Raw genomic sequence first — 25,273 nt, forward strand, 5'->3', positions numbered from 1 at the left:
TAAATTGACGACCTGGTTTGCGAGTCGTCGCAAATAATGTGTATTTGTGTATATAATCTTGGCATCAGTGAACATTCATTTTATGGAGACCGCATGTCTACCGAACATCAACTCTTGGTTGGATTATTAAAGAAGCTTAAAGACGATGCGTTGGTGTTACCAACATTGCCAGAAGTGGCTATGAGAGTTCAAGAGGTGGTGGCGCGTAAGGATTCTAGCCTTAAACAGGTGGGTGATATTATTGGCCAAGATGCTGCTATTTCGGCGCGTATTATTAAAGTGGCCAACAGCGCATTGTATTCACGAGGTAATAAAGCTGAAAATATCAGCGCAGCAGTAAATCGTATTGGCCTGGTACAAATTAAATCAATTACCACATCGGTGGCCATGGAGCAGCTGTTTATCTCGACCAATGAAATGGTCTGGGAAGTGATGGACGAAGTCTGGAAAACCTCCATTGAGGTCACAGCATCGTCTTGTGCCATGTTAGAAATTTACAATAAGCGCAACCCAACAAAGCGACTTGATCGTGAAACCTTAACCCTAGCAGGGTTGGTGCATAATATTGGCGCATTACCTGTACTCACTGAAGCTGAGGTTCACCCTGAGTTATGCAGTAAAATTGAGCAACTACGCAGCCTTGTACGCAAGATGCAAGGGCCAATTGGCCGTGCTGTACTCAAAACCTGGGATTTTGCCCCTGAAGTGATGGAAGTTGTTGAGCGCTGGGCAGACTTACACTACATGCCAGAGCGAGTCACTTACCTTGATTTTATTCGATCTGCCGCGTTTTACACTGGGGAGCTTCGCGCAGGTGAAGAATTAGAAGAACGTTTAGGTGTGTTTGCACAAAGGGGCTTACCTGTAACGCCAGAAGATTTAGCCAGTGACGAATTTTTGGATATGTATCATTCTATTAAACAAAGCTACGAGTAATCTCCGCCGTTAATCGCAGGGCATTACAATGATAAAATATCGACGTTCATCTGGGTATGTGTTCGTCGATAATGTCCTATGACGATTGGTGTATAACGACCTTAGCCATACAGAGTTAAACTGTTAATGATGAAAATGTAATGAATATTGTGCTAATAATCGTGCTGTTTATGGCTGTAAGCTTACTGTGCTTTGTTGTGTTTTTGTATCGGCGTCAGCAGCGATTGATACGGCAATTGACCCAGTCAATTCAACTGCAATTGTTAAACCAAGACAGTTTTAACATTGATTCTTCTTCCGCGTTACTTAAACCGCTGATTAGCGTGCTTCAACAATTACATCAATCGAGTCTTTTTAGCCATGAGCGAGATAAGTTAACGGGTCTCACAAACCGTGTGGGCTTTAAACGAAAAGTACTCGCGAGAATGCCTATTTCAGATGGGATGCTCGTTCTGGTCGACATTTGCCAGTTCCGTTTTGTGAATGATTTATTTGGCTTTTTATTTGGTGATAAATTACTTAAAGCCTTTGCTAGGCGCATTGACAGCTTAGACAGTAAACCGCAATTTATTGCACGTATGAATGGCAATGAGTTTTTATTATTCTTCCCATACGCCTTATCGCTAGAGGCATTGCAAAGCATTAAAAATGAACTTCAAAAGCCTTTTGATATAGAGCAGCAGCCGATCATTATTAAAGTCCAATTGGGTGTGCTGTCATTAACTGAGCATCATGCAGATGTGAGCCTAATGCTAAGACGCTTAGATTTAGCCCTTAAAAAAGCCAAGAGTTTAAAACAGCCCATCGCTTTTTATGATCAAGATGACGATAAAGCACAGTACCGTGAATTATTGATTATTAATGGTTTGCCTAAGAGTTTAAAACTTAACCAGTTATTTATGGTGTTCCAGCCTAAGCTGGATATTAAAAGTGGCCAATGTAAACAGGTAGAGGCGTTAATTCGTTGGAAGCACGAAGGCTTAGGGATGATATCGCCAAGCGAGTTTATTCCACTTGCTGAGCAAACAGGCATGATAAATATGTTAAGCGAATGGGTGCTCGATGCCGTTATTGCCCAGCAAGCAAAATGGCGTGAGCAAGGCATTTATGTGAGCGTTGCGTTGAATTTATCGTCAAGGGATCTCGACAACCCAGATTTAGCTAACAATGTCGCGACTAAGCTGGCGCAATACCTTGTGCCTGCAGAGTGTCTTATTATTGAAGTGACAGAAAGCGCATTAATGGTGTCGCTAACACAAACTATTAACACCTTAAATCAACTTAGAGATATTGGCCTGAAAATCGCGATTGATGATTTTGGTACGGGTCATTCATCGTTAGCGTATTTACGATTTTTGCCTGTTGATGAGGTTAAAATAGATAAAGCGTTTCTTGATGAGTTTGAACGCTCACCTGCGGCAAAACAAATTGTCAAAACCAGTGTTGAATTGGCAAAACAGCTGGGCTTTGCTGTCACTGTTGAAGGGGTTGAGTCTCGCAGCGTGCTCGAAACCTTGCGTGATTTTGGCGTTGATACAATTCAGGGGGACTATTTTGCAAAACCTGCTACTGCAGATGAGTTTGCACAGACTTATCCGCAGCTAATGTGCGTTTATATTAAAGTTTGATATTTTTGGCTATTTTGGTGAGAAAGCCGGTTAAGGACTAACACATTTATGCCCCGAAACGTGCTAGCAACACTCAGATCCTCAATCTTCATCGATGCGCTTTGCCTTACTTTTACTCATGCTTCGAACTCTACCTTTGTGGCCAAATTTGCTAGTTCACTACAATTCGACCAAGCATTCGGCTATAGCTAAACTTGTTCTAAGATCTTGTTCAGCAACCTTAATTCGCTATTAGCTCGCTCAAGGCGGTCTCTGCAATTTTGAACAAGCTCCTGCTCAGCATTATCTACAAACCCTTGATTTGCTAATTGACGGGTAGTTTGTTCCCTGATTCTTTCATGTTCTGCTTTTTCATTGTTTAACTTCTCCATAGTTTTGTCTCGATTTAACTGAGCCTCAAATACCCATAACTTCTCATAGATAGTCTGAACTTCTAAGCTAGTCGTTGCATGAGAGAAGTTATAGTTATACTCATCAAATGCATGATGTTCTTGATTTTGACCACCCCAATTTATTAGGTCGTTTTTCAGGTAGTTAAAGGTGTCGACATTACCGTTCAATGATTTTGCAAACTCAGTATAAGTTGCTTCTAAGCTGATTTCCAACCAATTGTCTTTTTTGAGCTGTCTACTAGAAAATGTTGTCGTAATTTGAATTTGATTTCTAACACAATACTCATTGACCATAGTCTCAAACCAAATTCGCGAGTAGACCAATGCCTGACGAATGTCGTAGACCTCTAGTGCTTCTTTAACCTTTTGAGAGTAACTCACACCGAAGTTTTGTATTACTATTCCCTTTGATGTCGATTTCAATATTTGACTTGAAAATGTGTCCGCATCAGTAGCTCTTTTATGTTTGTTGGAAATCTTTTCCCAAAACATTCTGTCATGTGTTGTTATTATCCTTTGAACTTGTTTTAGATAATCATCTTCACTAAATATATCTATAATGTTTGACCGATGCTCAGTATCAATTGCATTTACTACATCATCAAAAACAATCACTGGATGACAATTTTTCTTGGCTACAGATAACAGTAAGGCAAGTCCCAAGCCTCTTAGATGTCCTTCACTTAACACACAAAATGCGTCATCTTCACGACCATCTTGCATCTTAAGAATAATTCTATATGTACCGCCTACTTGTTGAAATTTAACTTCCGAAACAATTTCATTAGGATTGTCATGCTTGTTGATCTGATTGTAATAATTGAGTGTTGATAGTTCTATCCCACTTATGTTTTCAGCCTCTACTCCTCGCTTGTACTCATTAAGTTCTGAAAACAGTTTTTTGTAACTATCTTCTAGCTGTTTTGCAAAGTCGTTAAACTCTTCGTCACGTAGTATTTGAATAGAGTGAGCTTTACTTTGTTTCAGAAGACGGATTATCTCTTCGTGTGTTTCCGATAAAGCGATAGATTTTGTGGAGATATTTGTCTCAAAAACTGTAGCAGAACTGAGCTTTTCTTCGATCTTATCAATTATAGAGTTCAGAGATTTGAGGCGTTTAGCTTGATTTGCTACCCTCTTTTTTTTTGCTCTAATCTCATCATTTAGTGTTTCAATTTCAGCCGAGAATTCGTTCAATGCTGATAACCGTGTTAAATATTCAGCTGAATCGGACTTGTTTGATGATAAAATACTATCAATTGCGAAAACCAAATCTTCCGATAGAGTATCCCGATTTAGTTCTAGGAATGTTTGTAGATAGACAAAGGAAACAGTTATACGCTCTTGTAATTGATGCTCTATCTTTTTGCAGGTTATGGATGCCTGCTCTAAAAACTCTAGCTTCGGCAACTCGTCTTCAGCAACCTGCTTCGGATGTTTTTGAACATCTTTAATTGGTGTTTCACAAGTTGGACAGTTCTCAATATCAGACATATCACCGAATTTTTGAATAGCCTTATACAAATCTTTGTAGTTAACTTTACTAGCGTGAGTTGCTAAAAGGTTCCTTCTACTTGCTAATAATTCAATTAGCCAAGCAATTGAGTTAATATATTTACTCAGGGAGTCTAGTTTGATCTCTTCACTAGCAACTTCAAATTTCTGGGTACTTAACACTAGTTGTTTCTTCAACCTACCAAAGTAGTTCTTCCTTGTTACTATATGAGCACTATCATATTTTTCTAACCCAAACAGTTTCGCTAAGAGCTGTTGATCTTCTTGGATTTCATTAATCTTTGTTTTTCTCAAGCGCCTTTTATCAGCTAGGTCTTGACTAACCCCTTCATAACGCTCTTGGCCAGAGGTTCGAATAAACTCTGCAGCTTTGAATGAAGCTGGCTTAACCATTCCATTTACAATGTCATCAATCTCTTCGAGTTCAAACAATGTAGCAAGAACATCCGCTTGCTTGACGTTAGTATCCTTTGAACCCAATAGCGAAAATTCTTGAAGCCTGTTCCTATCAATAAAACAACTATTCCAAAATGGCGATTTAGGGACGACTCCATTGACTAACTTGCAGATAATGCTTGGTGCTCCACCATTCTTTATGTAGTTTTTTAATGGTGTATTTCTACGGTTAGCTTCTTTTACATTGTCCGTGAGGCTATATTCGATAGCCTCACATAATGATGTTTTTCCTCCACCGTTTGGTGCAAAAAAGACATTAACCCCCTTACTAAATGGGATTAATGTCCCTTGATCATTGTGGTTGAGTGAAGAGAAGCCTCTAAAGTTTTTGACCTGTATTGACTTCAGTGGCGTCAGGACTAAATTAGAGCCGTCACGTTCTAAAGCCATATTTTGGTCCACAATTCGCCTGTACCTTTCTACTTGCCTTATTACTCTTCTTTTTAACTTATCTATGTCATCAAGCTCTGAATAAATTGCTTTTGTCAGCTTTTTTTCTTTCTGCTTTTTAATCAGAGACAATAGATACAGGTAAGAGAGATTATCATCTAGAATTTGATTTTTGAGAAAAGTATTTAAATGAAAGCTCATGATGGGTACACCTGTGTAAGTGGTCGTAATTGCATGCTACCACTGTTACTAACTATATGTTACTCAAAGTTTAACTCGCCAAGGATTAGATTGATCTATGTAGTTGTTTGAGTTTTTAGATGCAAAAAAACGGACTCGATTAGCCCGCCCTCATCCTCCCTCGGTGTCAGGTCTTGCGTATTGCTGCTGGAAAGTATGGCTTAGTTTTGCTAATCCTAGATCAGTGAATTAGATCAGGAGTTCTAAATCGTTTTGGTCCAAAAGTGAGCTAGAAAATGTTCAAACTTTATTATCAAGAAATGACATTCGTCCTCAGATAAATTATCAAACTATTGTGTTGTTACCCCTCATGACAACCTTAATTTTTTATCAAACTTTAATATGGTCACACAGCTAAATCATGCGTTTTAAATTGTTATACCATTGCGCGTTAGTAAGTGGTCTCTTTGCGAAAATTTAACAGGGCTTAAACAAGGCGAATGACTGAATGAATAGTGATTCTCATTCGACGTCATACAGCGCAGTGTAAGCCCTTTTAACACTCGCCTAAAAGGAATGCCCCAGCCGCTTTGGGTTTACGTTCTCGCTATTTGAAAGGGAACGACCATGACGACATACCGATGCCTTAATCAAACACCGCTGGACGCATTCACAGTGGTCACTTATTGATGCGCAATGGTGTTATACCATGCCCACCGATAAACGCTCAATTAGCTGTGCAGGCATTGGCGCCAATTGACGTTTTTGGTTCATGCAAACCATTTCTATGGTTGCAGTGACCGCAGCCTTAGTGGCATTTTGCCGCCAAATTGATTGTTGCCATACGGTTCTAAATTTACTCTCAAAGTAGAATTGGGTTCGAACTTCAATAATGTCGGCAAACTCAACGCCCTCATGGCAGATCATGTCTGTGCGGTAAACGGCAAAACCAAGTTGCTGTTGTTGCCAGAGTGTGTTGAGTACCTTGGCGCCAATGACATGTTCGCGAGCACGCTCAAAATACTTTAAAAAATTGGGGTGATACACCACACCTGAAAAATCGGTATCTTCGTAATAAATTTGTACATTAAATACATGCACAGGGCTTAATGTAGGTGAGGACGTTGAATTCATTTTACTGCAACCTTAATGGCTTCTTAATCATCTGTTGGTACAAGTAATTGTTGATAGAGACCTTGTTGCTTTAACTTTAGTAGCCCTTCATCGAGCAATAAGCTAAGTGTAGAAGCTTGAGGATTCTTTTTTGAAAACGCCACAAATATTTCACTCTTATGGTTACTGAATTTTGCGATAATCTCTTGTTTTACACCCATTTGCTCAATATAAACATCTGCAACAAGGTCGTACATTATTGCACTGTCGATGCGGCCAACAAGCAGCAAATTAATCAATTGGCGTTGGCTGTTGACTTTAATGACAGTTAATTGGCGTTGGTTAATCAGTTGGGGCAACTCATCGCCATATTCATAGCCGTCAATAATCCCAATGACACTTCCTGGTGGTAATTGCCATTTGTTGGTGATGGTAGGTAGTTGAGCTTTAGAGAAAAAAAATGAGGCATCAACAGTAAACAGGGGAACCTGACCAAAAACAAAGCGTTTAATAGTGCTTTGTTCTCTAGTGACGTTAAATACACCATCAACAGTGCCACGCTCAGCCATAATCAGCCCTCGGGTATAAGGGACAACAATGGTAGAGACTTCAACGCCCACTTGTTTGTAAGCTTGTTGGATAAGGCGATGAGAAATACCGCTACCAAATTCATCCGCAAATGGGGGCCAACTATCTTCTGCTGCTAAGGTGGCCTTTAATGGCGCTGACATGGCAGTTTGAGCCGGAATGCCTACACAAGCAATAATGAAAAAGCACAAGGCTACTTGGGCAAGTACAAGTGATGAATAACGGGTAAACATATCGCTTAGTCGTTTTTTTGAACAACAGCTCAAAGACATATAATCCTTTACTTATATTCCTAATTTGACGATTGGATAGTAACATTTTAATCAATAAAGTGAAATTCGAACCTGAGTGCACTGTGACGTATTTGGCGCAATAGCCTCTATTTTAGGCTATGTATTTGGCCACACTTTATGGCGTTGCTGCGACTAATTCGTCGTTTATTATTTTGCTCTGTAGCAGTAAATTTTGCGCTCCAGCCGGATTGAGTGCTGGGCTAAATAAAAAGCCTTGCACAATTTTGCACTGATAGTGCTTGAGTTTGATTAATTGGGCGTGGGTTTCTACGCCTTCTGCGATGACATCTAATTTTAGCTCATGTCCTAATTGTATAATGTTTTTCAATACAATATTGCTGGTTTCTTTAGGGAGTCTAGCGTTAATGAATGCTTTATCAATTTTCAATGTATCAATAGGAAATTGCGTTAAATAGTTGAGCGATGAATAACCTTTACCAAAATCATCAAGCGCGATGCGCACGTTAAGTTGTTTTAATTGAAATAGCACCGCTTTCGCCGCGTTAATGTCTTTAATTAATAACGATTCGGTAATTTCAAGTTCTAGCATGTGTGCTGGAAATTGACTTTGTCGCAAGATATCAGCGATGTCACTTACAATATTAGGCTGGGATAATTGCAGGGGAGAAATATTGACCGAGATATTACCTTGCAAAATACCTTGCTGATACCATTGATATCCCTGCTCACAGGCTTGTTTTAACACCCACAGACCGATTTCGATTATCAGTCCGCTGTCTTCTGCCTCATCAATAAAGCGGCTGGGTGAAATCGTCCCATGTGTTGGGTGGTTCCAACGTAATAAGGCTTCTAATCCGAGTACGTGTTGAGTTGTGACACAACATTTGGGTTGATAATAAACCGCTAGTTGCTGTGCGGGTAATGCATTGGTTAATTGGTTTTTTATCTGTAACCTATCTAGCAGTGCGGTAGACAGTTTTTCATTAAAAAAATAACTGCCATTACGGCCATTTTGTTTGGCTGCGTACATTGCTGTATCTGCATGTTTTAATAATGTTTTGGCATCTTTTCCATCGTTTGGATAACAAGCAACCCCAATACTGGCAGAACTGTTGAGCCAAAACTCGTCTATTTGGTAGCCGGCATTCAGTGAAATTCTGATCCGCTCAATAATATTGACGAGATCTTGGTTGACCTCAGCGTCACTGGGTTCGTACTGAATAATGAGTGCAAACTCATCACCGCCTAAACGTGCCAGCACATCTTGTTGCTTTAAACAGTGTTGTAAGCGTTTACTGACCTGAATGATTAACGCATCACCAATATCGTGCCCCATCGAGTCATTGACTTCTTTAAAGTGGTCCAAATCGATAAACACAACCGCGGCGGTTTTCTGCCGATTGTTAACCAACAATGATAACTGTTGATTAAAGTTAAATCGATTTGCAAGCCCTGTGAGGCTGTCGTAATTTGCTCGATTACGCAGCTCTTTAATCTGTTTAAAGCGAGACAAAATAAACAGCACAATGATGAATAAAATCGTTAATGCAGACGCAATTAACGTGTAGTACCACCAAGCTTGATTGATGGTAAAAGCAAACTCAGCCTGTTGAGTGCTCCATATCCCATCACTGTTGGTACTTTGGACTTTAAATACATAATCACCCGCAGCAAGGTTGGTGTACATGGCATTAGGTTGTTGGGTTGTAATCCAATCTTCGTCAAATCCAGCCAACATAAATCGGTAAATGTTTCGTTCTGGCGCAGTGTAGTCTAATGATGCAAAAGAGAATTGAATCATATTGTTATCATAGTCGACACTGGGCGGCTTGATGACGTTATTGGTATTAATGTGAGTGTAAGAGGTATTGGCTATTTTGGCCGATGTGATATGAACCGGTGCCACAAAGTGGTTTTGGCTGATTTTCTGGGTATCAACCTGAATCACCCCTTTATTGGTTCCTAGGAGTAGTTGATCTCCAGTGAGCTCTATCGCCCCTTCATTAAAGGTTAAATTGCTATCGTTTATGGCACTAGGATAATCGGTGATACTGTTTGATGCGATAACGAATTTAGTTAATGCATGCCGGCTAGTTAACCAAAGTGTACCTTGTCCATCGCCGATTACCGCTTTGAGTCTGTTGTCTGTTAACCCCTGTTTTTTAGTGATGTATTCAATATGGTATGGCTTATTTTCGTTAGGGGTAGGCGTTATTTTGGCAAGTCCAAGCCCCTGGGTAGCAGCCCAAAATACACCTTGTTTATCTTGATATATTCCACCAATACGAATATTTTCCCGCTCATTTCCTAAGCTTAAATGTGATGTTGCATCAGTTTTAGGGTTAATGATGAAAATGCCATTAGTGGTTGCAAGCCAAAGATCGCCATTATCGGCGATGAGTGAATCGAATGTGAAATTACCACCTGAAGTATAAAGATTATTATTGTCATTAAAATAATGCTTTAACAGACCTTTTTGTGGCGAAAATAGCATGACTCCGGCATCTAAGTAGCCCGTTATCCAAACATTGCCTTTGTTGTCTGGGTTGACTGTATAAAAGTCGGTATCAGGGAAACCATAAGGATTACCCGGTGCATTGCTAAAATGCTTTACGTGTTGTGTTGCATGGTCTAGGTAGCTAACGCCATGAGAATGTGAAATCCATAAATTGTCTTGGTTATCTGCTTTTACGTTCCAGATACTGCCAGTTAACCTGGTGTCGTTTGCCGTGGTTAATGGTGATAATTGGGCTGTTTGATGTTGAGTGTCTATTTTATCAAGGCCCTGATTATTGGCTATCCAAGCATCGCCTTGACTATTGATGCTAATGGCGTAGACATTCGGGCCTGAAAGCTCGGAGTTTGTGGCTAATGGCTTATAAATTCGGCTAGCTTGTTTAAGCGGGCTGTAATAAGCCGCCCCTTGACTGGTTGCAAACCAGACAAGTCCAGAGGAGTCGATAAATACATCATCGACAAAATCTGTTGGTAATGAGTGTTCATTGAATGCTTGCGATTTCATTAAGTCAAACTGACCACTGTCAAGCGATAACACTGCCACGCCTTTATCTGTGCCTATCCAGATTGAATGAGCCGCATCAATGGCAATGCTGGTGACATAGTCACTTGGCATCCCTTTAGCGTTATTGTCTGTTTGTTGCTCGCGCTCTTGTGAGTATTGTTGATATTGACCTGTGTTTGGGTTGAACTGAATTAATCCTGAATGTTGCGTACCAAACCAAAGTTGGCCGTTTGAGTCGATCTCACTGACGAGAAAATAATCTTTAAATATACTGGTTTTTATGGATGTTGATTGGCTCGCTGTTGCTGTGTTTGCCTGGTATAACGACATGCGCTTTTGACCCGGCTCAATGACGGCGAGACCATAATCGGTACCGACCCATAAACGCTGCTGTTGATCGGCAATAATACTGTAAATTGATGTTTCAACTGGGGCACGTTGTTTGTCTATATACAAGGGGATTGAGATAAACTTCTCTGTTGCCTCAGCTTTAAATTGTATACCGCTGCCAGTGCCCACCCATAAATTATGTTGGGCGTCTTGATACAGTTCCATTATCCAATTGATGTTTTGATGAAAGTGCTTTTGCGAAAGCGGGACGATATTGAGTTCATCTTTAAGATTGAGTCGGTTTAAACCGTCTTCGGTCGCAAACCAAATATGGCCTTGGCTATCTTCAATCACGTCGGTCACAAAGTTATTTGATAAATGGGTACTTGTGCCAGGAGAAAATTGAAAATGCACAAATTCTTGCCCGTCATAGCGACTCACACCCGCATCTGTTGCAAACCACATAAAGCCATTTTTTTGTTGATAGATCATGGTTATCATGGTCGATGGAAGGCCATCTGCAACATTTAGCCGTTCTATTTGATACTGTTTGGCGTTTACATTTAACGCTATGGTCAATGCAAGCAACACCCCTAAAAGGCAATTCGCTATGTTGTGGTAGGGGGCAAACATGACACACCTTTTAGTTGACGATCACGGCTTGAAATATTGTGCTTTGCAAGCAAACCGAATTAGATATTGTAAAAATATCGGTAAGTTGTATATGAAATGATGCAAATGATCAAATGATTAGAGCAATAATGTCGTATCAATGGGGGTAAATATCTGGCATTGGTCGGTAAGTGATTTGGCGGTTAAGCATTCCACACTGATGACATGAGTGTAGCACTGAGTTGATTGATTAATTTTTTTAAGCAGTAAATCAAAATCACCATCACCAGACAATAAGATAACCTCATCTACATGGGGGGCAATGTCTAACATATCGATAGTAATGCCTACATCCCAATCACCTTTAGCAGAACCGTCGCTGCGTTGAATATAAGGCTTAGTTTTGACTGTAAATCCTATGTGTTTTAAGGCATCTTGAAATTTAATTTGCCCATCGTCAGCTGGTGCGATGGCATAGGCAATCGCGTGTTGAATATTACCGCGCTGTGACAATTGTTGATGTAACGCGCGATAATTGAACGAACGGCTGAAGCCTTGCTTACAGGTGTAATAAATGTTTTGTACGTCTACAAATATTGCAAGATTATTCATTTTTACACCTGTATCGAGTTAGGATTGCTGCCTGTTTTGTTTGGCAATGGCGTCATTTAGCTGGGCTTCTACAAACCCTGGCGAATGAGTCGTGGCCGATATTAAACGATACATTGCAGGGATAACAAGTAGCGTCACTAGGGTCGCAAATGCCATGCCGGAGAATATCACAGTTCCTACTGCAATTCGGCTTTCGCTGCCAGCACCAGTCGAAATGATTAACGGGATAGCCCCAATCAGAGTGGTAAATGCTGTCATTAATATGGGTCTAAGTCGGCGTGCTGAAGCATCGATAATTGCCGTATCAAGCGGTAGGCCTCTGTCGCGTAACTGGTTGGCAAATTCAACAATCAAAATACCGTTTTTGGTGACCATACCAATTAGCATAATCATGCCTATTTGACTGTAAATGTTTATGCCTTGGTTGGTGAGCACTAAACCGATAAAACCACCTAAAATGCCCATTGGCACGGTAAACATCACTACCGCTGGATTGATAAAACTCTCAAATTGTGCCGCCAACACTAGGTAGGCAATCAGCAGCGCTAAACCAAATACAATCAGTACACCGGATTGATTTTCTTTGTAATCCTTTGACTCACCTGTGTAGGCGATAGAAATGTCACTGGGTAATAATGTCACCGCCCGTTGTTCTAAAAAGTCTAGTGCCTCACCTAACGTGTAGCCGTTACCTAAATTGGCTTTAATGGTGATAGACTTTTGCTTATTGGTATGGCTTAGGCGTTGTGGTGAAGCAATTTCTTCCACGTGGGTTACCGTGTCTAAGGTGATCAGTTCACCCTTTGCACTTCTGAAATAAATTTTGCTGAGATCGGTAACACTATTGAAGCTATTTTCATCGCCTCGAAGATAGACATCGTATTCTTCTCCTCGCTCAACAAACGTGGTTTCACTGCGACCGCCTAACATAATTTCTAGTGTGGTTGAAATTTCTGACACGCTTATGCCGAGTTCTGCTGCTCGTTGCTTATCGACGGTAACAACAAGTTCTGGTGTGGTCTCGGCATAGTCTAAGTCTGCTCCCTCAAGCATGGGGCTGGCATCTGCCTCTTGTTGCAGGATTTGCGCCCACTTAAATAGCTCAGGATAGTCTGAGCCACCTAGTACAAATTGAACCGGTTCGCTTGATTGGCCTCTAAAGCCAGGCAGCATAGGGCGAACCATCACATCAGGAATGTCTTTTAGGGTTTGGCTGATAAGACCTAATGCTTGTTTAATGTCTTCATCGCGCTTTGCCCAATCTTCTAATTGTATAATCGCAAAACCAGTTTGATCACCCGCACGGCCACCAAAAGCGGGTGCTTCAATACTAAATGATTTAACAACTCCCTGGCCTAAAAGCGGCATTAATCTGCTTTCCACTATGTCCATATTAGCGATCATGCGGTTGTAGCTGGTGCCTTCAGCGCCCTTTATAAAGGCAAATAATACTCCTCGGTCTTCTTGGGGGGACAGTTGTGAGGGCACTTGTTGCATGAGTAAGTAACTGCCGCCGACACAAGATAAGATAACGATTGGCGCGGCAACACGCCAAGCTAATGCCCAGGTCACTATGCTGCGATAACGGGTTTCAAGACGTGCAAAGCCTTTATCAATCCATAGATTAAAGCGACTCTTATTAACGTTAGCTTTAAGAAGCTTGCTTCCCATCACTGGGGTAAGTGTAAGTGCAATGAGCGATGAGAAAATCACCGACATGGCCAACATAACAGAGAACTTGGTGAACAGTAGGCCGACCATGCCATCCATAAACGAAATTGGTAAAAACACCATAACCAACACGAGTGTGGTTGATACCACAGCAAAACCCACTTCTCGCGTACCTTTGTAGGCTGCTAGTAGAGGCTCTTCACCTTTTTCAATGTGATGAAAGATGTTTTCAACTACTACAATCGCATCATCTACCACTAATCCAATGGCTAATATTAATGCCATTAAGGTTAATAGATTGATTGAGTAACCTAGACTGTATGCAGCGATAAATGCGGCAATTAAGGATACAGGTACAGTGACAGCAGGGATCAATGTGGCTCTGACTTGGCCAATAAAAATATACAATACCAAGACAACCAAAATCCCAGTGATCAATAGCGTGTTGTAGACCTCATTAATTGAGCGGTCAATAAATACGTTGGCATCATAATCTACAACCAGTTTAGTGCCCTTTGGTAGAAAACCTTGTACTTTGTCGACTTCCTCTTGAACACGTTTAGAAATGTCTAAAGGGTTGGCGTCTGATTGCGGCACAATGCCTAGGCTTAGGTTAACAATACCGTTGCTTTTGAAGGTTGAGTTTTCGTTTTCGGCGCCAATAAACACATTGGCAACATCTTTAAGGTAAATTGGGCTGCCATCTTCAGCTGTATGCACCACAAGGTAATTAAAATCTTCTGGGCTAAAATACAGGCGTTTTGTTCGAACTGCCATCACAGTGGTGTCGTTACGGACTTCACCACCTGGTGTTTCTAAGTTTTCGGTGTTTAATGCACTAATGATATCGCTGGTGGTGACATTTCTGCCGGCCATTAATTGCGGCTTTAACTGCACATACATCACTTTATATAGGCCGCCAGAGATATTTACTGAGCTCACGCCGGTAATTAAGCTAAACCTGTCTTCTAATACCCGTTCTGCATAGTCCGTTAGTTGTGTCCGATCCATGTTTTCTGAACTTAGATTGACATAAATGGAGGGTTCACCTGTGCCGTTATCTTTTGACACGATAGGATCGTCGGCTTCGTCGGGTAAACGGCGCTGAGCTTTAGCAACCGCATCGCGAACATCGCTCACCCCTTCAGTTAAATTCCAGCCTAATTCAAATTCAATGGAAATCCGTGACATGCCATTGCGAGTGGTCGAGGTGATTTCGTCAATACCACTAATCCCTGTGAGTTCATCCTCGAGGGCTTTAGTGATTTTGCTTTCCATGATCGTTGCTGATGCCCCGCTGTATGTTGTCATGACCGTCACTACAGGGTTTTGTACATCAGGCATTTCTCTTACAGCAAGTTTTGAAAACGACACCAAACCAAACACACAAAGCAATAGGCTCAGTACAATGGCAACAACCGGGCGTTTAACTGCGGTATCACTTAGCCACATTATTTACGCTCCTGTATTGACCTTGCTTGGTGATTGTCAGTTGTCAGCGCATTGGAATGTGCGAGGTCGTTCACTTTAATGCCATCGCGCATATTCACTAACCCTTGAACCACAATGTTATCGCCAATATTAATCCCAGACTCAATTAACACTTGATCTTTAATCCGCGCACCTAATATCACTTCTGTGCGCTTGGCTATATTGTCTTGGTTGATAACGTAAACAAATCGTTTAGTGCCAGAATATTCAAGCGCCTGAACGGGTACGATAGGGGCCGAAACACTTGGAAATGTTAAGGTTGCAGACATCATCATGCCCGGTTTTAACTTACCGTGTTGATTGTCAAATTGACTACGGATTTTAAGGTTAAGAGTTTGTTCGTTGACCCTAGGGTCGATAGCGATGATATTGCCTATAAAGGGGTCATTTTCCCAAGCTCTGCTGGTGGCGTTAACAGGCATACCTGTACTAAGTAGCGATAAATAATGTTCAGGCACTTGTAAGTCTAATTGCAGTATCGACAGATCGTCTAACGACAATAGTTCTTCATTCATACTGACCATTTTGCCGCGGCTGAAGTTAATTAGGCCTGTATTGCCACTAAATGGGGCTACTAGTGTGTGGTAAGCGAGTTCAGTTTGAGCTGATTGCAAGCGGGCGAGGGCAATATCGACACTGGCTTTTTGGGCTTCTATTTCCGTTTGGGTAATCGCATTTACATTAATTAGCTTTAAAAATTCATTGAGTTTACGCACTTCATCTTTATGGTAAGCCTGAGCTTCTAGGACATTGGCTTTTGCCTTGCTGCTGTCTAAGGTTAATAGCACTTGGCCTTTAGTGACATGTTGGTTAGACGTTACGGCTATCTCTGCTATTTTGCCACCTACTTGTGGCGCTATCATTACCGAGTCGGTAGCGGCTAATTTGCCAATAAGTGTAATCGATTGAGATAACTCATGTTGCTCAACACTTGCGGTGACCACTGGGACGATTTTTTCGGCTCGTTGCGGCTTTTGCGCTGCAATGACATTGACACTTAATACGCTGGAGGTTAAGAGCACTACCGCCGCAGAAAACGTATTCAAGCCATGTTTTTTTATCATGTAGGGATATCTCTGTAGACAATGTGCGGGTGGCCGCAAAGGGTGGTTAGCTTGTGCAATAGTGTAATTATTTTGTGGAAAAAATAGCGTAAAGTAATGTAAAGCTTTTGGTTTGTTTGTAACAAGGCGCAAATATCATTGATTATTAGCATGTACAAAAAAGCCATATCAATGGATATGGCTTTTGAGCGGGCTAACAGAGCTAAAATAAAGCCTAGTTGTTATTTTTCAATGGGCTCGTTGGTGAACTCAATATTTTGCTTTTTGGTTGCAGGCGACACACCCATAAAGTATTCGTAACCTTTGTCGCTAGATGTTTTCTTAGCATTGTCATCGCTTAATTTAATGCTGGTTTGATCAGAAAACAGTGTGTACTTCGCTTTAGGTTTTTGCTCTGCAGGCTGCTGAGTTGGTTTTGCTGATGGTTTTAGAATGCCTTTGGGAACTTCTGCCACTACAACCGATGGCTTGCTTGCTGGTTTTTTAGCCGGGGTAACATTAGAGAATTTGTAATTAAATACACCATTGCCTTCAATGTTTTCAACACTGGATTGATCTTGGTTTTGGTAAGAGGCCAAAATACCATGTTTACCAAGCGGAATTTCGTGGAATAGTTTTTTACCCGTACCAATTTTAACGCCGTTAACAAACCAGTCTGCAGGTACGTTACTGACTAACGTGACCATTGCTGATTTCAACCCTAATTTTTCATTTAGCATTTCGTCGATTTTGTTGTTATAAGATGGCTTGAATTTCATGGCCACTTTATAGTTTAAATCGCCTCTCATGTTCATGTTTGCGTCAATCACTTCGTAAGACAGTAATACGCTTTTGTCGTTTAAAAACGGAGATTCGTTACGAGTATTGCTTACAATGCTGCTTTGTGATTCTTTTAAACACGCGGCAATAGTTTGGTATTTAGAGCACTCTGTCGACCCATTTATATTTACCGGAAGCGTACTGCTTGATTTTGATAAATCAGCAATTAAACGATTCGTAATGTCTGTTTTCAGTTTAAATAACTGTTGGCTCTTACTGGCACGTTGCTTGTTGATTTTTTCATATTCAGACAGAATTTCGACTTTTTCGGATTCTAGTCGTTTACTGTCTTCTTCCGCTTTTTGGGTTAATTCATCAACTAAAATGACAGACTCTTCAATTTGCTTGTAAGTGTCAGGTAGGGATGTTTTGCTGCGGATAGCATCAGGTAAACCATCGATTAATGCATCATAGCGAAGCTGCTCAGATGCAATGGTTTTCTTAAGACCTTCAACGTCATAGGCTTTTTTGTTGAGTTGTGAGAATTTGTCATTCACATTAATTAGCAGACTATCGATATCATATTCGTTTTCGATTTTGTTTAGTGTCTGTTGTTCTGAACTGGTGATGACTTCGAGTGCCGCAAATGAATTGCTTGCATATAAGCACAATAAAGCAAGGCTAATTGAACCGTATCTCACTGATCTCTCCATAATATTTCTTTACAAGCTGGAACCATAGACACTCTGTAATGCGCTGAGTGTAATCAGCAGAGCAAAATAATCCGTTAATAATTTATAATACTGAAGTTATTTTTGCTTTACAAACAGATTGTGGTGCATTGCTCACAATAAATTGACAAAATTTTGACACTTCTAATTGCTGAAACGAGTTTATATCGAAATAGCATAAATATAAACGAAAATCAGCCTGATAAAATAAAACAGAGACTTATCGTCTCTGTTTTATTGCAAGGGTCTGCTTATTTTCCAAGGTTGTTTTTGCAGCCAATAGTTGCCCATGACTCACAAATAACTGCGCGGCAGAGACGTTAAGGGGGAGTGACGCTACATCATATAGTCGATAACGCAGTCAAGTTGGCCAACAAACACAGCTCATAAGGGGCGGCTAAAAACGTGTACTCTTTGGTTAAATGATGCTTTGCGAACAAAGACTTGCCTAGATGACTAGCCAAGGCATGGACTCATTTACCTCGATTAACACGTTTTTAACTCGAACCACATTCAACAATAAACAGGCCCTAGCACTTGTCTTAAAACCCGTTTAAGTGCGCCTGAGTTATTTGCTAATACGTTTGTATTTTAAACGATGCGGTTCTACTACATCTGTCCCTAACGTTTCTTTGAGCCATGTTGAGTATTCGGTGTAGTTACCTTCATAGAAGTTCACTTTACCTTCGTCACGGTAGTCCAGAATGTGGGTCGCGATACGGTCAAGGAACCAACGGTCATGCGAGATAACCATGGCGCAGCCTGGGAATTCCAGTAACGCTTCTTCTAAAGCGCGCAACGTTTCAACGTCCAGGTCGTTTGTTGGTTCGTCGAGTAATAAAACGTTGCCGCCAGCTTGTAAAAGCTTAGCCAAGTGCACACGGTTGCGCTCACCACCGGATAAAGTGCCAATAATTTTTTGTTGATCGCCACCACGGAAGTTAAAGCGGCCAACGTAAGCACGGCTAGGGATCTCGGTATTATTGATACGCATAATGTCTAAGCCGCCAGAGATTTCCTGCCACACAGTGTTCTTGTCGTTCATCGAATCGCGGAACTGCTCAACAGAGGCAATTTTCACAGACTCACCAACAGAAATCGTGCCGCTGTCTGGTTGCTCTGTACCCGATATCATTTTAAACAAGGTGGATTTACCGGCGCCGTTAGCACCAATAATGCCAACAATGGCCCCTTTAGGGACAGTAAATGTTAAATCATCAATTAGAACTCTATCACCGTATGACTTGGTTAAATTGGTCACCTCGATAACTTTATCACCAAGGCGTGGCCCAGGTGGGATGAAAAGTTCATTGGTTTCGTTACGTTTTTGGTAATCGTTGGTGTTCAATTCTTCAAAGCGAGCCATACGGGCTTTACCTTTAGATTGACGACCTTTAGCCCCTTGACGAACCCACTCTAATTCTTTTGCGATGGTTTTTTGGCGTGCACTTTCTGCTGAAGACTCTTGTTGTAAACGTGCATCTTTTTGCTCAAGCCATGATGAATAGTTGCCTTCCCATGGTATGCCTTCGCCGCGGTCTAACTCTAAAATCCAACCGGCAGCATTATCTAAGAAATAACGGTCGTGGGTAATGGCCACCACAGTGCCGGTATATTCTTGCAAAAAGTGCTCTAACCAGGCTACCGACTCAGCATCTAGGTGGTTGGTCGGTTCGTCGAGTAATAGCATTTCTGGCTTTTCTAGCAGTAAACGGCAAATAGCCACACGGCGGCGCTCACCACCCGATAGCACTGCGATTTTCGCATCCCATTCTGGTAGTCTAAGTGCATTGGCTGCCCGTTCAAGAATGCGGTCAAGGTTATGGGCATCTTGAGACTGAATAATGGCCTCTAATTCACCTTGCTCTTTTGCCAATGCATCGAAGTCGGCATCGGGCTCTGCGTAGGCGGCATACACTTCATCTAAACGTGTTAACGCATTTTTGGCTTCGCTTACCGCTTCTTCGATGGCTTCACGCACCGTTTGCTCTTCATTTAAGCGCGGTTCTTGTGGTAAATAACCAATTTTAAGCCCAGGCATTGGGCGTGCTTCACCTTCAATTTCGGTATCAATACCTGCCATAATGCGCAGTAATGTAGATTTACCTGAGCCGTTTAAACCAAGTACACCGATTTTTGCGCCAGGGAAAAAACTTAACGAAATGTCTTTTAAAATTTGCTTTTTAGGTGGAACAATCTTACCCACACGAAGCATGCTGTATACAAATTGAGCCATGTTTATTCAGTTTAGTAGTCAACAAAGATGATGATAATTCTACTGTATTATTGGCTGAACTCAACAGGGGATTAACGGATTTAATGTTATGGCTCAATAGCAAAAAGAAAATGGACAATGAGAGGTTTTACATGAATCGTTTTGTATTGAGAACACAGTGAATTTCATGTTGTTTCTACTGTGAATAATTAGCGTTGCAGAGTAGAATACCGCGCAACCCTACTATATAGATAATGATGTTGGAGCTACCATGTTGAAGAAAGCGATGAATATTGCGGATTACGATCCAGAATTATTTAAAGCCATTGAAGATGAAACTTGTCGTCAAGAAGAACACATTGAATTGATTGCGTCTGAAAACTATACCAGTCCACGAGTGATGGAAGCGCAAGGTTCTCAGTTAACTAACAAGTATGCTGAAGGTTATCCAGGTAAGCGTTACTATGGTGGGTGTGAGTACGTTGATGTTGTTGAAACATTAGCGATTGAACGCGCAAAAGAATTATTTGGCGCAACCTATGCTAACGTGCAACCACATTCTGGTTCACAAGCTAATAGTGCTGTTTTCATGGCGTTATTACAACCAGGTGACACTGTTTTAGGGATGAACCTCGCTCACGGTGGTCACTTAACCCATGGTTCGCCCGTTAATTTTTCAGGCAAACTTTATAATATCATTCCTTATGGTATCGACGAGTCTGGCAAAATTGACTACGACGAAATGGAACGCTTAGCGGTTGAGCATAAACCTAAAATGATGATTGGTGGTTTCTCTGCGTATTCAGGGATTGTTGACTGGGCTAAAATGCGTGAAATTGCTGATAAAATTGGCGCTTACTTATTTGTCGATATGGCGCACGTTGCGGGCTTAATTGCTGCTGGTGTGTACCCAACGCCAGTGCCACATGCACACGTTGTGACTTCAACTACCCATAAAACGTTAGCGGGTCCTCGTGGTGGCATTATTATTTCTGCAGCTAACGATGAAGACTTATACAAAAAGTTAAATTCTGCAGTATTCCCTGGTGGTCAAGGTGGCCCATTAATGCACGTTATCGCGGGTAAAGCGGTGGCATTTAAAGAAGCATTAGAGCCAGAGTTTAAAGCCTACCAGCAACAAGTGGTTAAAAATGCCAAAGCCATGGTTGAAGTATTTTTAGACCGTGGTTACAAGATCGTATCTGGCGGTACTGAAAACCACTTAATGTTAGTTGATTTAATTGGTCGTGATTTAACCGGTAAAGAAGCTGACGCAGCATTAGGTAGTGCTAACATTACCGTGAACAAAAACTCAGTGCCTAACGATCCGCGTTCGCCATTTGTGACATCGGGTGTGCGTATTGGTACTCCAGCGATCACGCGCCGCGGCTTTAAAGAAGCTGAAGCGAAAGAGTTAACGACGTGGATTTGTGACATTTTAGATGACGCATCTAACACTGCGGTTATTGAACGTGTGAAAGGCCAAGTGTTGGCGTTATGTGCTAAGTTCCCTGTATACGGTTAATCACTATTGGTGTTGAGGTTTAGGTTAACCTTATGCCGCAAATAGGATAAACTTTAATGGCCGCTAATTTTAGCGGCCATTTTGTTTTCTGCAGGAGGTTCAATGCATTGCCCTTTTTGTAGCGCGACCGATACCAAAGTTATCGATTCTCGATTAGTGGCCGATGGCCATCAAGTTCGCCGTCGCCGGGAATGTACCGAATGCCATGAACGTTTTACCACGTTTGAAGGGGCTGAGTTAGTTATGCCCAGAGTGATAAAACGTGATGGCACCAGACAGCCATTTGACGAAGAGAAACTCCGTGGTGGCATGTTGCGCGCGGTTGAAAAACGCCCAGTGTCAATTGATGAAATAGAACAAGCACTCACCAAGATTAAGTCAACTTTACGCGCTACCGGTGAGCGTGAAGTGGATTCAGAAATGATTGGCAACCTGATGATGGAACAACTAATGAGCCTAGATAAAGTGGCTTACATTCGTTTTGCTTCAGTTTATCGTGCATTCGAAGATGTCTCTCAGTTTGGCGAAGCCATTGCTAAACTGCAAAAGTAATCCCAGATTAAGAATCATGTTGAGTAATATTGATGTCGCTTTGATGAGATCAACATGCCAGTAAACGAGATGAATAACCATGTCTAATTGGTCTAGCTTCGATATTGAGATGATGAGCCGAGCGATTATGCTGGCCGAAAAGGGACGTTATACAACTCGTCCTAATCCATGCGTAGGTTGCGTCATTGTTGATGATGGTAACATTGTGGGCGAAGGCTACCATCAACGAGCCGGACAAGGTCATGCAGAAGTGAATGCGCTTAAGATGCTTAAGGACAAGAGGCTCAGTGCTCAAGGTACAACAGCCTATGTGACACTGGAGCCTTGCAGTCATTTTGGCCGTACGCCGCCATGTGCTTTAGGGTTAATCAACGCCAACGTCGCGCGGGTGGTGGTGGCTGTAACAGATCCCAATCCAGAAGTGTCAGGCCGGGGTATTGCCATGTTGAGAGAAGCCGGTATTCAAGTTGATGTCGGCTTACTTGCAGAACAAGCTTACGCACTCAACCTTGGTTTTATGAAGCGCATGAAAACAGGCTTACCTTGGGTCACTGTCAAGGTTGCCGCCAGTTTAGACGGTAAAACGGCGTTGTCTAATGGTGTATCAAAATGGATTACCGGGCCGGCAGCACGCGCTGATGTGCAGAAGTATCGCGCCAGCCACTGTGCATTAATTACTGGCATTGAAACGGTATTAATTGACGATCCCAGTTTAAACGTGCGTGTTGAGTCATTAGGTGAGTTAACCACACAATTAGGTGCAGATGATATTTTTCAACCGCTTAGAGTGGTGTTAGACAGTCAAGCCAGGTTAACAGCAACCGCAAAATTATTTTCAATTTCAAGCCCCATTTTGTTAGTGTCTGCTTGCCAATACCCAGAGCAGGTAAAGGCGACGTTTCCTGCACATGTGTCCTGTTTAGTCTTAGAGTGTGATCCGTTAGGTAGGATATCGTTACCCGCCTTGTTAGCGTATTTAGGCGCCACGGCCAACTCGGTGTTTGTTGAGGCAGGTGCCACATTAGCTGGTGCGTTTGTGGCACAAAATTTAGCCGATGATGTGGTGTTATATCAAGCTCCAAAAATCTTGGGAAGTCATGGGCGAAACATGTTGCAATTGCCTGATTATACCACTTTAGAGCAAACGCCTTCGTTGCAACTTATTGATGAGCGGAGTATTGGTAAAGATAAGCGTTATATCCTCAGATATAATAAAACCTATTAGTTGTTGCCGCATCTAAAAATCTGAGCAACAGCAAAGTATCAACGTTAAAAGTGAGTCATTATGTTTACTGGGATAATCGAAGCCCTTGGCACATTACGTAAAATTGATCGCAAAGGTAACGACATTCGTTTAACCGTTGCCAGTGGTAAATTAGATTTATCTGACGTTAAATTAGGTGACAGTATCGCCACTAATGGGGTGTGTTTAACTGTCGTTGAGCGCTTAAGCGATGGTTATGTGGCTGACATATCCGCTGAAACTGTGGCATTAACAGGGTTCAGTCATTATCAGGTAGGCCAGCAAGTCAATTTAGAGAAAGCCGTTACCGCCACAACGCGTTTAGGTGGACACATGGTGAGTGGCCATGTTGACGGTATTGCTAAGGTTGAGCAATGTGCTTATAGAGGTAAAGCGCTTGAGTTTTGGTTGTCTGCCCCTGCTACCTTAAGCCGTTATATCGCCCATAAAGGCTCTATTACGATTGATGGCGTGAGCCTAACGGTTAATGAGGTTGATGGCCATCGTTTTAGGTTAACCATTGTGCCGCATACCGCAGGAGAAACCACATTGGTTAATTTAAAAGTGGGTGACAGTGTTAACATCGAAGTGGATCTAATTGCCCGTTATTTGGAGCGATTGATGCAGCCAGATGCGGCCTACAATTCGCCGTCATCGGGTGTGACTATGGCATTATTGGCTAAGTCTGGATTTTTACGTTAATCGGATAATATTTGTACCCTGCTCATTTTTAAAATGAATACAGAATGACTACTTCAGTATTGAAGCAAACTATTAATTAATAAAGGTCTGACAATGGCGCTACATAGCATAGAAGAAATCATTGAAGATATTCGTCAAGGTAAAATGGTTATTTTGATGGATGATGAAGACAGAGAGAATGAAGGTGATTTGATCATGGCCGCTGACAAAGTCACGCCGGCTGCAATCAACTTTATGGCAACCTATGGCCGTGGGTTGATTTGCCAAACGATGACCAAAGCTCGTTGTCAGCAACTTAATTTACCTCTTATGGTCACCAATAATAATGCCCAGTTTTCAACAAACTTTACGGTATCCATAGAGGCTGCAAAAGGTGTAACCACAGGGATATCTGCCCATGACCGTGCAGTAACCGTGCAAGCTGCGGTGGCTAAAGATGCTAAAGCATCAGACTTAGTGCAACCTGGGCATATATTCCCACTTATGGCACAAGAGGGTGGGGTGTTAACCCGTGCGGGTCATACTGAAGCGGGCTGCGATTTGGCACGTCTAGCTGGATGTGAGCCATCGGGGGTGATTGTTGAGATTTTGAATGAAGATGGCACCATGGCTCGTCGTCCGGATCTTGAAATTTTCAGCGAAAAACATGGCATTAAAATTGGCACAATTGCCGATCTAATTGAATACCGAAATACTAACGAAACCACCGTTGTGCGTGAGGCTCAATGTAAATTGCCGACTCGTTTTGGTGAGTTTGTCATGGTGACTTTTAGAGACACGATTGATAATCAACTACACTATGCATTGGTCAAAGGTGATGTTGCACCAAATTGTTTAGTTCGGGTGCATCTGCAAAACACCTTTAACGATTTATTACATTCTGAGCGCGACCAAAAGCGCAGCTGGCCATTAGAAAAAGCCATGGAGCGTATCGCAACAGAAGGCGGCGTTTTAGTGTTACTGGGCAGTCATGAGCACACAAGTGATTTACTGGCAAAAGTAAAAGCATTTGAAGCAGAAGACAATGGTCAATCTCCTGCGCCGGCAATGTGGCAAGGCACGTCGCGCCGTGTTGGTGTGGGGTCGCAGATATTGGCAAGCCTTGGTGTAACGAGTATGCGGTTATTAAGTTCGCCAAAACGTTACCATTCATTGTCTGGCTTTGGTTTAGAAGTGACTGAATATATAGCCGAATAATATTGGCCGATAGTAAATTTAACAATTTCATTAATTGCATAGCGCTCAGGGCTAATGGCTGTGATATCATAGCGCTTCTTTTTGCCCCGAGCTGG

General features: G+C 41.8%; 16 protein-coding genes. 7 read left to right on the forward strand and 9 right to left on the reverse strand.

Going from position 1 to position 25,273, the window contains the following annotated elements:
• Positions 1-93 precede the first annotated feature (93 nt).
• Together L2703_RS02080 and L2703_RS02085 are read left to right on the forward strand one after the other, a co-directional pair.
• Positions 94-936, forward strand: coding sequence for an HDOD domain-containing protein (locus L2703_RS02080; protein ID WP_248969495.1), 843 nt, complete (start codon positions 94-96; stop codon positions 934-936).
• A 140-nt stretch (positions 937-1,076) separates the two neighbouring features.
• Positions 1,077-2,564, forward strand: a complete 1,488-nt coding sequence (locus tag L2703_RS02085; protein ID WP_248969496.1) for a putative bifunctional diguanylate cyclase/phosphodiesterase — start codon at positions 1,077-1,079, stop codon at positions 2,562-2,564.
• A gap of 188 nt (positions 2,565-2,752) precedes the next feature.
• On the opposite strand, the gene L2703_RS02090 is transcribed toward L2703_RS02085, so the two are convergent.
• From L2703_RS02090 to ettA, 9 genes are all read right to left on the reverse strand, one after another.
• On the reverse strand, positions 2,753-5,518 hold the full coding sequence (locus L2703_RS02090; RefSeq protein WP_248969497.1) for an AAA family ATPase: 2,766 nt from the start codon (positions 5,516-5,518) through the stop codon (positions 2,753-2,755).
• Between the two features lie 681 nt (positions 5,519-6,199).
• Entirely contained in the window at positions 6,200-6,631 is a 432-nt protein-coding gene (locus L2703_RS02095; RefSeq protein WP_248969498.1) for a thioesterase family protein, read from the reverse strand.
• A gap of 23 nt (positions 6,632-6,654) precedes the next feature.
• Entirely contained in the window at positions 6,655-7,431 is a 777-nt protein-coding gene (locus L2703_RS02100; protein ID WP_248969499.1) for a substrate-binding periplasmic protein, read from the reverse strand.
• Between the two features lie 175 nt (positions 7,432-7,606).
• Positions 7,607-11,437 carry an EAL domain-containing protein gene (locus L2703_RS02105; RefSeq protein ID WP_248969500.1) on the reverse strand — a complete coding sequence of 1,277 codons (3,831 nt, stop codon included), beginning with the start codon at positions 11,435-11,437 and terminating at the stop codon, positions 7,607-7,609.
• 117 nt (positions 11,438-11,554) lie between these two features.
• Positions 11,555-12,028 (reverse strand): LabA-like NYN domain-containing protein, encoded by a 474-nt coding sequence (locus tag L2703_RS02110; protein ID WP_248969501.1) that lies wholly within the window; start codon positions 12,026-12,028, stop codon positions 11,555-11,557.
• A gap of 18 nt (positions 12,029-12,046) precedes the next feature.
• Positions 12,047-15,151, reverse strand: coding sequence for a multidrug efflux RND transporter permease subunit (locus L2703_RS02115; protein WP_248969502.1), 3,105 nt, complete (start codon positions 15,149-15,151; stop codon positions 12,047-12,049).
• Entirely contained in the window at positions 15,151-16,254 is a 1,104-nt protein-coding gene (locus L2703_RS02120; RefSeq protein WP_248969503.1) for an efflux RND transporter periplasmic adaptor subunit, read from the reverse strand. Before L2703_RS02120 ends, L2703_RS02115 begins: the two co-directional genes overlap by 1 nt.
• Positions 16,255-16,475: 221 nt before the next feature.
• A complete protein-coding gene (locus L2703_RS02125) occupies positions 16,476-17,714 on the reverse strand; it encodes a hypothetical protein (protein ID WP_248969504.1) in 1,239 nt (412 codons plus the stop codon).
• Between the two features lie 598 nt (positions 17,715-18,312).
• Complete coding sequence (ettA, locus tag L2703_RS02130) at positions 18,313-19,980, reverse strand: energy-dependent translational throttle protein EttA (protein WP_248969505.1); 1,668 nt, start codon at positions 19,978-19,980, stop codon at positions 18,313-18,315.
• Positions 19,981-20,230: 250 nt separating this feature from the next.
• Here ettA and glyA point away from each other — a divergent pair, with 250 nt between their 5' ends.
• From glyA to ribBA, 5 genes are all read left to right on the forward strand, one after another.
• Complete coding sequence (glyA, locus tag L2703_RS02135; protein WP_248969506.1) at positions 20,231-21,484, forward strand: serine hydroxymethyltransferase; 1,254 nt, start codon at positions 20,231-20,233, stop codon at positions 21,482-21,484.
• Positions 21,485-21,586: 102 nt separating this feature from the next.
• Positions 21,587-22,036 (forward strand): transcriptional regulator NrdR, encoded by a 450-nt coding sequence (nrdR, locus tag L2703_RS02140; RefSeq protein ID WP_248969507.1) that lies wholly within the window; start codon positions 21,587-21,589, stop codon positions 22,034-22,036.
• Between the two features lie 79 nt (positions 22,037-22,115).
• Positions 22,116-23,261, forward strand: coding sequence for a bifunctional diaminohydroxyphosphoribosylaminopyrimidine deaminase/5-amino-6-(5-phosphoribosylamino)uracil reductase RibD (ribD, locus tag L2703_RS02145; protein ID WP_248969508.1), 1,146 nt, complete (start codon positions 22,116-22,118; stop codon positions 23,259-23,261).
• A 60-nt stretch (positions 23,262-23,321) separates the two neighbouring features.
• Positions 23,322-23,981, forward strand: a complete 660-nt coding sequence (locus L2703_RS02150; RefSeq protein WP_248969509.1) for a riboflavin synthase — start codon at positions 23,322-23,324, stop codon at positions 23,979-23,981.
• Positions 23,982-24,074: 93 nt separating this feature from the next.
• The gene (gene ribBA / locus L2703_RS02155; protein WP_248969510.1) at positions 24,075-25,178 is read left to right on the forward strand and encodes a bifunctional 3,4-dihydroxy-2-butanone-4-phosphate synthase/GTP cyclohydrolase II; all 1,104 of its coding nucleotides are present in this window, start codon (positions 24,075-24,077) and stop codon (positions 25,176-25,178) included.
• Positions 25,179-25,273: the final 95 nt, after the last annotated feature.

The organism is Shewanella basaltis (assembly GCF_023283885.1).
Lineage (GTDB): Bacteria > Pseudomonadota > Gammaproteobacteria > Enterobacterales > Shewanellaceae > Shewanella > Shewanella basaltis.

Coding starts and splice junctions, on each gene's coding strand:
- L2703_RS02080 (WP_248969495.1), top strand. CDS start 94: ATGTCTACCGAACATCAACTCTTGGTTGGATTATTAAAGAAGCTTAAA.
- L2703_RS02085 (WP_248969496.1), top strand. CDS start 1,077: ATGAATATTGTGCTAATAATCGTGCTGTTTATGGCTGTAAGCTTACTG.
- L2703_RS02090 (WP_248969497.1), bottom strand. CDS start 5,518: ATGAGCTTTCATTTAAATACTTTTCTCAAAAATCAAATTCTAGATGAT.
- L2703_RS02095 (WP_248969498.1), bottom strand. CDS start 6,631: ATGAATTCAACGTCCTCACCTACATTAAGCCCTGTGCATGTATTTAAT.
- L2703_RS02100 (WP_248969499.1), bottom strand. CDS start 7,431: ATGTTTACCCGTTATTCATCACTTGTACTTGCCCAAGTAGCCTTGTGC.
- L2703_RS02105 (WP_248969500.1), bottom strand. CDS start 11,437: ATGTTTGCCCCCTACCACAACATAGCGAATTGCCTTTTAGGGGTGTTG.
- L2703_RS02110 (WP_248969501.1), bottom strand. CDS start 12,028: ATGAATAATCTTGCAATATTTGTAGACGTACAAAACATTTATTACACC.
- L2703_RS02115 (WP_248969502.1), bottom strand. CDS start 15,151: ATGTGGCTAAGTGATACCGCAGTTAAACGCCCGGTTGTTGCCATTGTA.
- L2703_RS02120 (WP_248969503.1), bottom strand. CDS start 16,254: ATGATAAAAAAACATGGCTTGAATACGTTTTCTGCGGCGGTAGTGCTC.
- ettA (WP_248969505.1), bottom strand. CDS start 19,980: ATGGCTCAATTTGTATACAGCATGCTTCGTGTGGGTAAGATTGTTCCA.
- glyA (WP_248969506.1), top strand. CDS start 20,231: ATGTTGAAGAAAGCGATGAATATTGCGGATTACGATCCAGAATTATTT.
- nrdR (WP_248969507.1), top strand. CDS start 21,587: ATGCATTGCCCTTTTTGTAGCGCGACCGATACCAAAGTTATCGATTCT.
- ribD (WP_248969508.1), top strand. CDS start 22,116: ATGTCTAATTGGTCTAGCTTCGATATTGAGATGATGAGCCGAGCGATT.
- L2703_RS02150 (WP_248969509.1), top strand. CDS start 23,322: ATGTTTACTGGGATAATCGAAGCCCTTGGCACATTACGTAAAATTGAT.
- ribBA (WP_248969510.1), top strand. CDS start 24,075: ATGGCGCTACATAGCATAGAAGAAATCATTGAAGATATTCGTCAAGGT.